14 protein-coding genes are annotated in these 12,541 nt (G+C 64.1%); 4 read left to right on the top strand and 10 right to left on the bottom strand.

Annotated features, from left to right (window positions below; translation table 11 throughout):
• Positions 1 to 37: 37 nt before the first annotated feature.
• The 3 genes from HELO_RS04270 to HELO_RS04260 are packed head-to-tail and all read right to left on the bottom strand — an operon-like array spanning position 38 to position 2,262.
• Positions 38 to 796, bottom strand: coding sequence for an amino acid ABC transporter ATP-binding protein (locus tag HELO_RS04270; RefSeq protein ID WP_013331552.1), 759 nt, complete (start codon positions 794 to 796; stop codon positions 38 to 40).
• Positions 793 to 1,467: an amino acid ABC transporter permease gene (locus HELO_RS04265; protein ID WP_013331551.1), complete on the bottom strand. Its 675-nt coding sequence runs from the start codon at positions 1,465 to 1,467 to the stop codon at positions 793 to 795. Before HELO_RS04265 ends, HELO_RS04270 begins: the two co-directional genes overlap by 4 nt.
• A gap of 18 nt (positions 1,468 to 1,485) precedes the next feature.
• Positions 1,486 to 2,262: an amino acid ABC transporter substrate-binding protein gene (locus HELO_RS04260; protein WP_013331550.1), complete on the bottom strand. Its 777-nt coding sequence runs from the start codon at positions 2,260 to 2,262 to the stop codon at positions 1,486 to 1,488.
• Between the two features lie 335 nt (positions 2,263 to 2,597).
• On the opposite strand from HELO_RS04260, the gene HELO_RS04255 reads away from it, so the two are divergent.
• The 4 genes from HELO_RS04255 to HELO_RS04240 all read left to right on the top strand — a co-directional run bounded on the left by HELO_RS04255 (position 2,598) and on the right by HELO_RS04240 (position 5,567).
• Positions 2,598 to 3,623 (top strand): DUF3549 family protein, encoded by a 1,026-nt coding sequence (locus HELO_RS04255; RefSeq protein WP_013331549.1) that lies wholly within the window; start codon positions 2,598 to 2,600, stop codon positions 3,621 to 3,623.
• A gap of 22 nt (positions 3,624 to 3,645) precedes the next feature.
• Complete coding sequence (locus HELO_RS04250) at positions 3,646 to 4,083, top strand: ATP-dependent zinc protease family protein (RefSeq protein WP_013331548.1); 438 nt, start codon at positions 3,646 to 3,648, stop codon at positions 4,081 to 4,083.
• A 40-nt stretch (positions 4,084 to 4,123) separates the two neighbouring features.
• A complete protein-coding gene (gene rimK / locus HELO_RS04245; protein ID WP_041601903.1) occupies positions 4,124 to 5,032 on the top strand; it encodes a 30S ribosomal protein S6--L-glutamate ligase in 909 nt (302 codons plus the stop codon).
• 88 nt (positions 5,033 to 5,120) lie between these two features.
• Positions 5,121 to 5,567, top strand: coding sequence for a hypothetical protein (locus HELO_RS04240; RefSeq protein ID WP_013331546.1), 447 nt, complete (start codon positions 5,121 to 5,123; stop codon positions 5,565 to 5,567).
• Here the strand turns inward: HELO_RS04240 and HELO_RS04235 are convergent.
• The 7 genes from HELO_RS04235 to HELO_RS04205 all read right to left on the bottom strand — a co-directional run bounded on the left by HELO_RS04235 (position 5,488) and on the right by HELO_RS04205 (position 12,405).
• Positions 5,488 to 6,249: a SanA/YdcF family protein gene (locus HELO_RS04235; protein WP_013331545.1), complete on the bottom strand. Its 762-nt coding sequence runs from the start codon at positions 6,247 to 6,249 to the stop codon at positions 5,488 to 5,490. The two genes, HELO_RS04240 and HELO_RS04235, sit on opposite strands and share 80 nt — an antisense overlap.
• 89 nt (positions 6,250 to 6,338) lie before the next feature.
• Complete coding sequence (gene sufT / locus HELO_RS04230; RefSeq protein WP_013331544.1) at positions 6,339 to 6,911, bottom strand: putative Fe-S cluster assembly protein SufT; 573 nt, start codon at positions 6,909 to 6,911, stop codon at positions 6,339 to 6,341.
• Positions 6,912 to 6,929: 18 nt separating this feature from the next.
• Complete coding sequence (locus HELO_RS04225) at positions 6,930 to 8,171, bottom strand: aminotransferase class V-fold PLP-dependent enzyme (protein ID WP_013331543.1); 1,242 nt, start codon at positions 8,169 to 8,171, stop codon at positions 6,930 to 6,932.
• Positions 8,172 to 8,174: 3 nt separating this feature from the next.
• On the bottom strand, positions 8,175 to 9,521 hold the full coding sequence (gene sufD, locus HELO_RS04220) for a Fe-S cluster assembly protein SufD (protein ID WP_013331542.1): 1,347 nt from the start codon (positions 9,519 to 9,521) through the stop codon (positions 8,175 to 8,177).
• Positions 9,518 to 10,270 (bottom strand): Fe-S cluster assembly ATPase SufC, encoded by a 753-nt coding sequence (sufC, locus tag HELO_RS04215; RefSeq protein WP_013331541.1) that lies wholly within the window; start codon positions 10,268 to 10,270, stop codon positions 9,518 to 9,520. Before sufC ends, sufD begins: the two co-directional genes overlap by 4 nt.
• A 160-nt stretch (positions 10,271 to 10,430) precedes the next feature.
• Positions 10,431 to 11,873: a Fe-S cluster assembly protein SufB gene (gene sufB, locus HELO_RS04210; RefSeq protein ID WP_013331540.1), complete on the bottom strand. Its 1,443-nt coding sequence runs from the start codon at positions 11,871 to 11,873 to the stop codon at positions 10,431 to 10,433.
• A 70-nt stretch (positions 11,874 to 11,943) separates the two neighbouring features.
• Positions 11,944 to 12,405: an SUF system Fe-S cluster assembly regulator gene (locus tag HELO_RS04205; RefSeq protein ID WP_041601902.1), complete on the bottom strand. Its 462-nt coding sequence runs from the start codon at positions 12,403 to 12,405 to the stop codon at positions 11,944 to 11,946.
• Positions 12,406 to 12,541: the final 136 nt, after the last annotated feature.

Below are 12,541 nucleotides of genomic sequence, written 5' to 3'. Positions count from 1 at the left end.
ATTATCCCGCGTCATGCCGCCTCGGGCCAACCCATGCTCACAACGCCTGCGGTGTCGGCTGACCGGCCAGCACCTTGCGCAGGAAGTCGCGGGTACGCGGATCCTCGGGGGCATTGAACAGCCGTGAGGGAGGGCCCTGCTCGACGATGCGACCGCCTTCCATGAACACCACGCGATCGGCCACGTCCTGCGCGAAGCCCATCTCATGGGTCACCACCAGCATGGTTTGCCGCTCGGAGGCCAATTGCTTCATCAGTCCCAGCACCTCCTCGACCCACTCCGGGTCGAGCGATGACGTCGGCTCGTCGAAGAGAATGATCTCGGCCTGGGCGGCCATGGCACGACCAATGCCCACACGCTGCTGCTGCCCGCCGGACAGCGATGCCGGATAGGCATCGGCCTTGTCGGCCAGCCCGATGCGCTCGAGGATTTCCCTGGCCCGCGCATGCGCCTTGTCCCTGGGCCAGCGATTGACCACGATCAAGCCCTCGGCGATGTTCTCCAGCGCCGTCTTGTTGGCGAACAACGCATAGTTCTGGAAGACGAAGGCCGTGCGACGGCGCGCCACCAGGATGTCCGCCCGACTGGCGCGGGTGACATCGATCTCCAGATCCCCCAGAGACAGTTGGCCGGCATCCGGCCGCTCGAGAAAGTTCAGGCAGCGCAGCAGGGTCGACTTGCCGGTCCCCGACGGGCCGATCACCACGATGATCTCGCCACGCTCGATGGTGAGATCGATGCCGTCGAGCACCGGCGTGCCGCCGAAGCGCTTGACCAGGTTGGCTATCTTGATCATCTGCGATACGCCTTGTTGAGTCGCGTCTCCAGTCGGCGCTGGCCCCAGGCCAGCAACTCGACGATGACCCAGTAGACCACCGCCACGGTGACGAAGGCCTCGAAATACAGGAAGCTGCCGGCCGCCTCCTTCTGGGTCGCCCCCATCAGTTCGGTGACGCCCAGGGTAAAGGCCAGCGAGGTGGCCTTGATCATGTCGATGAAGTAATTCATCAGGGTGGGCACGGCCACCCGGGTCGCCTGGGGCAGCACGATGCGCCGCATCAACTGGCCATTGGTCATGCCGATGGACAGCGCCGCCTCGGTCTGACTGCGGTCGACACCCACGATGGCGGCACGAATCGACTCCGCCATGTAGGCCGAGAAGTGCAGCGTCAGCCCCATGATGGTGGCGGTGATACCGTTGATCTGGGTCAGGAAGTCCAGTAGCTGGGGCAAGCCGTAATAGAACAGGAAGAGCTGCACCAGCAAGGGGGTACCGCGAAAGAAGGAGATGAACAGCATGGTCGCCGCGTTCAGCCCCGGAATCTTCAGTACCCGGATGACCGCCAGGCCGCAGGCCAGCACCAGGGCCAGGGCCATCCCGGCTGCCGCCATCTCGAGGGTCAGCGGCAGATAGCTCAGCAGGATGGGCACCAGCCCCAGCATGTAGTCGAAATCGAGAACGTTCATAACGGGTGCGATACCGTATCAGGGACGTGTGATATCGGTACCGAACCAACGCTCGGAGATGTCCGTCAGGGTGCCATCCTCGCGCAGCGTGGCGAGTGCCTGATCGACCCGATCACGCAGCTCACGACCTTCCTCGGTGTCGCGGAACGGCAGCGCATTGCGAATCTCCGAGAACGGCTTGCCGGCCAGCTCGAGCGGCAGGGGTTTCTCCTTGATGACCTGACTGGCACTCACCCGGTCCATGACGAAGGCATCGACGCGGCCCAGGGCAGTATCCTGCTCGATGTTGCTCTCGTAGGTCCGGATGTCGATCTCGTCGGCATAGGGCAGCTCGCGCAGCAACTGCTCGTAGTTGGACCCCAGGTTCACGGCCACGCTCTTGCCTTTCAGGTCCTCGACACCGGAGGTGGTGTCATTGCCCTTCTTGACCACGACCTGGGCGCCGTCGTAGACATAAGGTTCAGTGAAGACGTACTTGGCCTGACGCTCGTCGGTGATGGTGATCTGGTTGGCGATGGTATCGATACGCCCTGACTCGAGCATGCCGAACAGCCCGGAGAAGTTGGCGGTCTCGAACGCCACCTCGGTACCCATTTCGTCGGCCACGGCCTCCATCACGTCGACCTCGAACCCCTTGAGGGTATCCTGCTCGACGAAGGTGAACGGGAAATAGCCGCCGGACATGCCGACCCGAAGGGGGTCATCCTCCGCCTGGGCGATGCCGGCAAAGGCAATGGCACCGGCGGACAGCAGCGTCAGGGCGACGTTTCGTAAAAATCCTGGGGAACGCAACATGAGGGGCCTCCTGTCATTACGCGACTCAAAGAGAGATAAGGAATAAGAAACCTTTTCCTATATTCCATTTTCACACAAACCGTAAGAAAAATCCTCCACGGCGGCCAATAACCGTTGATTATGCCTGCCATAGCCTAGCTGCGCAGTGGCGTCATGCACAGAAGACCTGAACGTCCCTGTGGATAACCACTGAACAGGTCGCGCCAGGCATTGTTCCATGGGCTTTCCGGGCCATCGGTCAATGAATGATCGATCCGCCTTGCCTCTTGGCGTCGTGGAGGCTGACAGGGTTCGGGCCGCAATGTAGAGTGCACGATTCGAGCCAGGGAGACCGCATGCAATCGATCGACAGCCTACATGACTTCTTCGTCCGTACCGGCGCCGAGGTGACGCTTTACCATATGGGCCGCCGCGTCGAACCCTGTCCGCTCGACGCCTTGCGCGAGCTGGAGCACGACGGGCATTCCTGGCCGGCACCCTGGCAGGGGCAGGCCCGGCTTGCCATGGTGTTTCGGGTGGGCGATCTCGGCGATCCGCTCATCTGGTTCCTGGCCCTGCCCCTCGATGAACAGGGCACGCTCGACCCGGCGCCACGCGACGCTTTCCTGCAGCGTCTGCTGGAGACCCTGGGCCGCAACGTCCAGGGGCTCGGTCGTGAAGATAGCAGCGGGATCGATAACCTGATGAAGGACAATCCCCTCGCCTTCACTCCCGCGACACCTTTCCTGGCCATGCTGCACGCCCGGGCGAGCCACGATCTCGACCGGCCGGCGAGCCAGCATCTGGAGCCGGTGGAAGCCTATCTGGAAGGCCAGCAGGCACTCGACTGGCGAGCCCTCGGCCTGCAGGGTCTGGCCGATTTCGCGGTACGCATGGACGAGGCCCAGCAGCAGCGGCTGGCCGATACGATCCCCAGCCTGCCCGATGAGGTCCTGGTATCGCTATGTTACTGTCTGGAACATGTCGCCATCGGTGACGACCTCGCCGCCGCCCTTCGCCAGCGCGGCGAACAGGCCGCCGAGGCCGGCGACATCGAACGCTTCTGTGCCTGCGTGCGCGCCGTCAGTGGCGCCGCTACCGCCCGGGTGGGAAGCTGGTACGACGCCCTGCTCGCCGATGAGACGGCCTGCGGCCCTGACCTGCTGGCCGCCATGGCGGGTCGGGGGTGGCGTCATCTGGAGGAGGCGGAGCGACTGCCGCGCTTTCTGGCACGCCTGGCGGACGAGCCTCGAGCCGACTTCACGGCCGTGGCCCGTGACCTGGCGTTGATTCCCCGCTTGCGTCTGCCCGTGCTGATGACGCTGCGCGACGCCGAGCCGACATCTGCCATCGGCCGCCGTCTGGCTGGCCTTTCCCGTTGATTCACAGGAGGCACCGAGCGTCATGAAGGAGTTGCCCTATCAGGCCAAGGCGGTCATCGGCCGCCGTGAGATGGTTACACTGCCGGCACTGGGCCTGACACTGTGCGCCAAGGCCGACACCGGCGCGCGAACTTCCGCGCTTCACGCCGAGAACATCGAGACCTTCGAACAGGATGGCCATCCATGGGTGCGATTCACGACCCGCGGCAGCGGCCCGTCGAGCCCGGCCCATGAGCAGTGCCTGCCACTCCATGATCGACGTCGTGTCACCAGTTCCAACGGCCAGGCCGAGTGGCGTTACGTCATCCGCACACTCATGCAACTCGGTGAACTGGAATTCCCGGTCGAGCTGACCCTGACGGATCGGCGCGACATGCGTCATCCCATGCTGCTGGGCCGCCGTGCCCTGCGCCGGCTGCTGGTAGCACCCGGTGCCGGTTTCCTGCATGGTGAGCCCTGAGGCTCACCATCTCTCCGACCTCATCCACGGAGAATCCGCCATGCACATCGCGCTGCTCTCTCGCAACCGCAACCTCTATTCCACCCGCCGGCTGATGGAGGCCGCCGAGGCCCGTGGTCATAGTGCCCGGGTCGTCGATACCCTGCGGTGCTACATGAGCATCGCCTCGCATCACCCCTCCATCCACTACAAGGGGCAGGAGCTCGAACCCTTCGACGCGGTGATTCCCCGTATCGGCGCCTCCATCACCTTCTATGGCTGCGCGGTGCTGCGCCAGTTCGAGATGATGGGCACCCAGGTACTCAACGACAGCGTCTCGATCACCCGCTCCCGGGACAAGCTGCGTTCGCTGCAGCTTCTGTCGCGCAAGGGCATCGGCCTGCCGGTGACCGGCTTTGCACACTCGCCCGATGACATTCCGGACCTGATCACCATGGTGCGTGGCGCCCCGCTGGTCATCAAACTGCTGGAAGGCACCCAGGGCATCGGCGTGGTTCTGGCCGAAACCAACCAGGCCGCCGAATCGGTGATCCAGGCCTTCATGGGCATGAAGGCCAATATCATGGTTCAGGAATACATCAAGGAAGCCAAGGGCGCCGACATTCGCTGCCTGGTGATCGGCGACAAGGTCGTGGCCGCCATGAAACGCCAGGCCGCCGAAGGCGAATTCCGTTCCAACCTGCATCGTGGCGGCAGTGCCAGCATCATCCGCATCACCCCCGAGGAACGCTCCACGGCCATCCGTGCCGCCAAGGCCATGGGCCTGAAAGTGGCGGGTGTCGACCTGCTGCGCTCCAACCACGGGCCGGTGATCATGGAGGTGAATTCATCGCCGGGGCTGCGCGGTATCGAGTCCGCCACCGGCAAGGACATCGCCGGACAGATCATCGAGCATCTGGAAAAGAGTTCGGCGCCGAAACGCAAGACGCCCCCCAAGCCTAAAGGCTAATACCGAAACGACGATTTAATGGCGAATGGGGGTGGCAAAAGTACCGCGACACCCCCACAATCTGCGTCACCGGAGGAGGTGAACGCGCATGTTTCTTGATAATCGCCAGGTGGCGATGGACAGTGCCCTCGAAGCGCTGGCCGACAGCATCGACTATTTCCAGGACAATCTCGAGCGCCTGCGGCCAAGCCTGCGCGACGCGCTCAAGCCCCATTTCGAGGAACGTGGCCGGCTGATGCACGAACTGCAGTCGCTGGCCCGTCGCCATCTCGACCTTCTCCCCCGCGATGCCGACGTCGAACGCGACGACTACATGTGGCTATGGAGCCGGCTGAAGAGCTTCGTCGGCAACGACAGCCAGGTCCTGATCAACGAACTGCTCGAACAGGAGCGGGTGTTGATGCAGGCCCTTTCGACCCTGCTCACCCATCCGCTGCCCGATGCCATCGAGCCGGTCATCGAGGAGTGCTGGCGGAACTGTCGTGCGCTGATTCGCGAGTTGTATCGTCTGCAGAAGCAGCGTCAGAAGCGCTGACCGGGCCCCGCTGCGGCGGGGTGATCTGCAGGGGCTCCAGAGGCCCCAGGAAGTGCGGCTCGCGCCCCCACAGATAGATATCGCCGAGCGTCGCCGCCCGCGCGACCCATTCCCTGGCCCTCAGCCGTAGGGTGCTGTCCGACGGCCGCTCCGGTGCCGCACAGCCTCGCGCCTCGATGCCCAGTGCATCGGCGATGAACAATGCCCTTGGCAGATGCCAGGACTGGGTGACCAGCAAGGCGCGCTTCACCGCGAAGACATCCCGGGCCCGGGCCAGCGTATCGAAGGTGCTGAAGCCGGCATAATCGAGGGTCATGGCCGAATCCGGAACCGCGCGACCACGCAGATCCTTCCACATGGTGACCGGCTCATTGTAGTAGCGAGTGCTGTTATCTCCCGACAGCAGCAGATGCATGACCCGCCCGTCGTGTATCAGGCTCGCCGCGGCCCTCATGCGTCCTTCGAAGTGGGGATTGCGGGCACCGCTGCGGGTCCAGTGCGAGGTGCCGAAGACGATACCCACGCGCTCGGACTGGCATTGCGCCAGCTCGCGATCGATACGTCCGCGGGTACTGGTCAACACCCACAGGTTGGCCGCCAGGAACAGCAACAGCGCCAGAAAGGTTCCCCCGCCAAGCCACATCAGCAGGATCCGGAAGGTTTTCCACGGTAGCGAGGGCATCGACTTCCCCGGTCATGGAGGCATCTTGGGCGTCGCCTCATCTCGCCGACAGGGCATTCGATGCAGCGCATGGGGACGACGCGACCTCTTCAGAACATGCCAAGCTCGAGCTTGGCCTCGTCGCTCATCATCTCGCGACTCCAGGGGGGATCGAAGACGATCTCGGTGTGCACCTTGCTGATCTGGGGCGCCCCCAGAATCTTGTTGCGGGCATCGGCGGCGATCACATCACCCATGCCACAGCCCGGAGCGGTCAACGTCATACGGATGGTGACGAGTCGCTCGCCGGTAATCAAGCGCTCGATGCGACAACCGTAGACCAACCCCAGCTCGACGATGTTGACCGGAATCTCCGGATCGAAGCAGGTTCGCAGCTGATCCCAGACGAACGCCTCGATCTCCTCCTCCGAGGCGTCCTCCGGCAGGGTCGGTCGCGGCAGGGGCTCGAGCCCCAGGGCGTCCAGCTCGCTCCCCTCGATCAGGTACATGCGCCCCTCGAGGCCCACGCTGACCGTGCTCCCCTTGGCCTGCATGACCGTGACCTCGCTATCCTCGGCCAGGGTCTCCGTCTTGCCGAAGGGAATGGAGATCGCCTCCACATCACGCTGCAGGGGCAGCACCTGCCCCTTGGTCACGCCTGCCAGTGCGTCGATATCACTCATGGATTTCCTCGGTTTCCCTCAACGCAGCATGTTGACGACGCGCCCAAGGCCTTCGACGAAGACATCGATTTCCTCGGGCGTGTTGTAGGCGGCAAAGGAAGCACGGCAAGTGGCCTCGACCCCGAAGTGCGACAGCAGCGGCTGGGCGCAGTGATGCCCGGTGCGTATCGCCACGCCCAACTGGTCGATCAGCAGTCCGATGTCCTGGGCGTGGGCGCCGTCGACGACGAAGGAAAGCACCGCGGCCTTGTCCGGCGAAGTGCCCAGAACGCGCAGGCCCTCGATCGATGCCACGCCCTCGGTGGCATGTTCGAGCAGGCGCGTCTCCCAGGCCTGGATCAGCTCCAGCCCGATCTCGTTCACCCACTCCAGGGCACGCCCCAGGGCGATCACCTCAGCGATCGCCGGCGTTCCCGCCTCGAACTTGTGAGGGATGTCGGCGAAGGTCGTGGGAGTCTCGAAGGAGACGGTCTTGATCATCTCGCCGCCACCCTGCCAAGGCGGCATGGCCTCGAGCAGCTCCGCCCGACCGTAGAGGACGCCTACGCCGGTGGGCCCGTAGACCTTGTGACCGGAGAAGGCGTAGAAATCGACCCCCAGGGCCTGAACGTCGATGGGCTGGTGCGGCGCAGCCTGGGCGCCGTCGACCATGATCAGCGCGCCATGCTCGTGAGCCAGGCTCGCCATCTCGCCCACCGGATTGATCGTTCCCAGGGCATTGGAGACGTGATTGACCGCCACCAGCCGGGTGCGTTCACCGATCAGGTCGCGATAGGCGGTCTGGTCCAGCACGCCGCGCTCGTCGACCGGAATCACCTTGATGGTGAAGCCCAGCTCGCCGGCCAGCAGTTGCCAGGGCACGATATTGGAGTGATGCTCCAGACGCGAAATCAGCACCTCGTCACCGGGCCCGAGATTGGCACGGCCCCAGCTTCCGGCCACCAGGTTGATCGCCTCGGTGGTACCACGCGTGAAGACGATCTCCCGCGACTCGGCGGCTCCCAGATAGGCGCGCACCGTCTCGCGGGTGCCTTCGAAAGCCGCGGTGGCCTCGTCGGCCAGGGTGTGCAGGCCACGATGGATGTTGGCATTGTAGCGCCGGTAATAGTCATCGAAGACTTCGATCACCTGGCGCGGGGTCTGGCAGGTCGCGGCGTTGTCGAGATAGACCAGCGGCTTGCCATGCACCTCGCGGTCCAGGATCGGGAAGTCACGGCGGACCCGGGCTACATCCAGCTGGAGGTCACTGAAATCGGCCATGACTCACTCCTCGTTGAAGGCCGAAGCGGTTTCCACCAGTCCGGCCAGGTTGAAGCGCTCCGGCAGCTTGCCGGCCACCGCCAGCTCGACCCGCTCGGATACCGCGTCCAGATCGACCAGTTCCATGACCTCACCGGCAAAGGCCAGGGTCAGCAGGCCGCGCGCGGTCTGCTCGTCGATGCCTCGCGTGCGCAGGGCGTAGACGGCTTCCTCGTCGAGCTGGCCGGTGGTCGCGCCATGGGCGCACTTGACGTCATCGGCGTAGATCTCGAGTTCCGGCTTGGTGTCGATCTCGGCACGGTCGGAGAGCAGCAGGTTGGCGTTGCTCTGATCGGCCTCGATCTGCTGGCTGTCGCGCTTGACGATCACCTTGCCGTTGAACACGCCATGGGCGCGATCATCGAGGATGCCCTTGTAGTTCTCCCGGGAGAAGGTACGGGGCGCGTTGTGGTTGACCAGGGTGTGGTTGTCCACGTGCTGGCGTCCCTGGCCATAGAACAGACCGTTGTAGATGGCCTCGGCGCCCTCCCCGTTGAGCTCGCTGACCAGGTCGTTGCGCACCAGGCCGCCTCCCAGGTTGAGGTTGAAGGAGACATAGCGGCTGTCGCGGGCCTGCTCGACGTGGATGCTGGCGATGTGGCGATCCTTGAGCGGCGCTTCCTGAAGCTTGTAGTGGGTCAGAATCGCGCCACGCTCGAGGATGATCTCTTCCACCAGGTTGGTGAAGTTGGCGGCTTCGGCCTCGCCCACGTGATGCTCGATCAGGGTGGCCTCGCTGCGTCCACCGGCCTCGACCAGGATACGCGGGTGGCTCATCACGTCCTGCTCGCCGGCACGGGACAGGAATTGCAGCACGATCGGCTTGTCGACCACGGTGCGCGGCGCCAGCCGCACCACCGCACCCTCTTCCATGAAGGCCGTGTTGAGTGCCGCGAAGGACGAGAAGTCGACGCCGGTGAGACGACCGAGCGGTCCGCCCACGGCCTCGTGGTTCTCCTCCAGGGCACGCGACAGCGGCAGCACCTGCACGCCCTCGGGCAGCGAGCCCAGATCCGACAGCGCCGGCGCGAACACGCCATCGACGAAGGTCAGGCGATGGGCGTCCAACGGCAGGGTCAGAGCCGCAGCCGCGGCCGGCGAGAAGTCGGCGTTTTCGGTCAGGACGAAATCGTTCCGGGCGATGTCGCGCACGTCGGTGTACTTCCACTCTTCGACGCGACGATGCGGAAAGCCGAGCGCCTCGAAGCGCGCGGCCCCGGCCTGGCGACGCGCGGCGATCCAGGTGGGCTCGTCCCCGCGCTGGGCGTTGCGTTCGGCCAGACGATCGAGAAAGCGCTGTTCGTCACTCATGCGGCGGAGTCCTCCACGACCCAGTCGTAGCCACGGGATTCGAGTTCACGCGCCAGATCGGCGTCGCCGCTCTTGACGATGCGGCCGTCGACCAGCACATGGACATGGTCGGGCACGATGTAATCCAGCAGACGCTGATAGTGCGTCACCAGCAGAATGCCCTTGTCCTCGCCACGCAGGGAGTTGACGCCATCGGCCACCACCTTCATGGCATCGATGTCGAGGCCGGAATCGATCTCGTCGAGCATGGCGAGCTTCGGCTGCAGGACCAGCATCTGCAGGATCTCGTTGCGCTTCTTCTCACCGCCGGAGAAGCCCTCGTTGACGGCGCGCTGGAGGAAGCTGGTATCCATCTTCATGAAGCCCACCTTCTCCTTGACCAGCTTCATGAACTCCGGCGCCGGGATCTCGTCCTCGCCCCGCGCGGCACGCTGGGCGTTGAGCGCGGCCTTGAGCAGATAGATGTTCTTCACGCCGGGGATCTCCACCGGGTACTGGAAGCCCAGCAGCAGGCCCGCCTGGGCGCGCTCCTCGATTTCCATCTCCAGCACGTCCCGGCCCTCGAAAGTGATCGACCCGCTCGTCACCTCATAGCCGTCCTTGCCGGCGATGACGGCCGAGAGCGTGGACTTGCCGGCCCCGTTGGGACCCATGAGAGCGTGGACTTCGCCGGCACCGATGGTCAGGCTCAGGCCCTTGAGGATCTCGGACCCTTCGACCGTGACGTGCAGATCCTTGACTTCGAGCATGTTGACTACCTTTTGAGCTATCAGCCGCCGCAGCGGCTCGCATAGATGAATTCGTTTCCGCTTATCGGGAGTGCCCTTGCATGGCGCCATCCCTTTAGCGTGGATGAGCTGTTCCGGCGCCGAGCCGTCGCTCATCTCGTCAATCGTCAGGCCAAGGGCCTTAACCCACTGCGCCTTCGAGCGTCACATTCAAGAGAGCCTCCGCCTCCACGGCGAACTCCATCGGCAGCTCCTGGAAGACATCCTTGCAGAAGCCGTTGACGATCATGTTGACCGCGTCTTCCTCGCCGATGCCGCGGCTCTGGCAATAGAACAGCTGATCCTCGCCGATCTTCGAGGTGGTCGCCTCGTGCTCCACCTTGGCGGAACTGTTGCCGATCTCCTGATACGGGAAGGTATGGGCGCCGCAGGTATCGCCGATCAGCAGCGAGTCGCACTGGGTGAAGTTGCGGGCATTCTTGGCACGCGGGCCGACCTTGACCAGGCCGCGATAGGACTGGTCGGAACGACCGGCGGCGATGCCCTTGGAGACGATGGTGGAGCGCGTCCCCTCGCCGATGTGGATCATCTTGGTGCCGGTATCGGCCTGCTGGCGGCCATTGGTCACCGCCACCGAGTAGAACTCGCCGACGCTGTCCTTGCCGCGCAGCACGCAGGACGGATACTTCCAGGTGATCGCCGAGCCGGTCTCGACCTGGGTCCAGCTGATGTGGGAGCGGTCGCCACGGCAATCGCCACGCTTGGTGACGAAGTTGTAGATACCGCCTTTACCGTCCTCGTCGCCGGGATACCAGTTCTGCACCGTGGAGTACTTGATCTTGGCGTCTTCCAGCGCCACCAGTTCCACCACGGCGGCGTGCAGCTGATTCTCGTCGCGCTGCGGCGCGGTGCACCCCTCGAGATACGACACCTCGGCGCGGCTCTCGCAGACGATCAGCGTCCGCTCGAACTGGCCGGTGTTGGCGGCGTTGATGCGGAAATAGGTCGACAACTCCATGGGGCAGGTCACGCCCTCGGGCACGAAGACGAAGGAGCCGTCAGTGAACACCGCCGAGTTGAGCGCGGCGAAATAGTTGTCGCCCTGCGGCACCACGCTGCCCAGATACTGCTGGACCAGTTCCGGGTAGTCGCGGATCGCCTCGGAGATGGAACAGAAGATGACGCCGGCCTCCTGGAGCTTTTCCTTGAAGGTCGTGGTCACCGAGACCGAGTCGAACACCGCGTCCACCGCCACGCCGGCCAGCGCGGCACGCTCGTGAAGCGGAATGCCCAGCTTCTCGTAGGTCTCGAGCAGCTTGGGGTCGACCTCATCGAGGCTCTGGGGGCGATCCTCGGGGCGCTTGGGTGCGCTGTAGTAGGAGATCGCCTGGTAGTCGATGGGCGGATAATTCAGATGCGCCCAGGACGGCGGCGTCATCTTCAACCACTGGTGATAGGCCTTGAGACGCCACTCCAGCATCCATTCCGGCTCGCCCTTCTTCTTCGAGATGAAGGCGATGGTGTCTTCGTCCAGACCCGGTGGTACCGTCTCGCTCTCGATGTCGGTCACGAACCCTTCCTTGTATTCGCGACGGACGAGCTCTTCCATTTCCTGACTTGCCATGATGTTGTCCCCTCCCGGGCTGGTTGGGTCGGCGAGTACGACTCGCCTCGGGTAATGAAGTCGCAGGTGATCAGGCCTCGGCGGCCAGGCTCACGCTCTGTATGGGTAGCTGAACGGGCAGCTTGATCGGCGTGGTATCGGCCAGGTGTGCCAGGGTCACGCTGTCGAGCAGAGTGCGCACCGCCAGCGACACGCGCTGCCAGTTGTCCGATACGCCGCAGACCGACACCAGATCGCAGTCCCCTTCCGCCTGGCTGCACTCGGTCATCGCCACCGGCCCTTCAATGGCCGAGATGATGTCGCTGGCGGAAATGCGCGAGGCCGGACGCGCCAGCGAATAGCCCCCCTGAGCGCCTCGCCGGGACTCGAGCAGCCCGGCACGAACCAGCATCTTCAGGGTCTTGCTGACCGTCGGATGCGGCAGCGATACCGCCTCGGCAAGCTCGGCAGCCGCATGCGGCTGCTCGGGATGTCGGGCGATCTGAGCCATCACCACCGCCGCATAATCGGTCAGTCTGGAAAGCTTCAACACTGGCTGACTCCCCGGGGCCACCCCCTCAGGTGATCGATTGCGGACCATTTTAGTCCTGTATGTATTCGATGTGAAGACTCACCGGACGTTCCCGGGCAAAAACCGGTCGGTTCTCGACACGTTCACAGCCGATAGC

This window comes from Halomonas elongata DSM 2581 (assembly GCF_000196875.2).
Lineage (GTDB): Bacteria > Pseudomonadota > Gammaproteobacteria > Pseudomonadales > Halomonadaceae > Halomonas > Halomonas elongata.
This window is presented reverse-complemented; position numbering and strand designations above follow the sequence as displayed.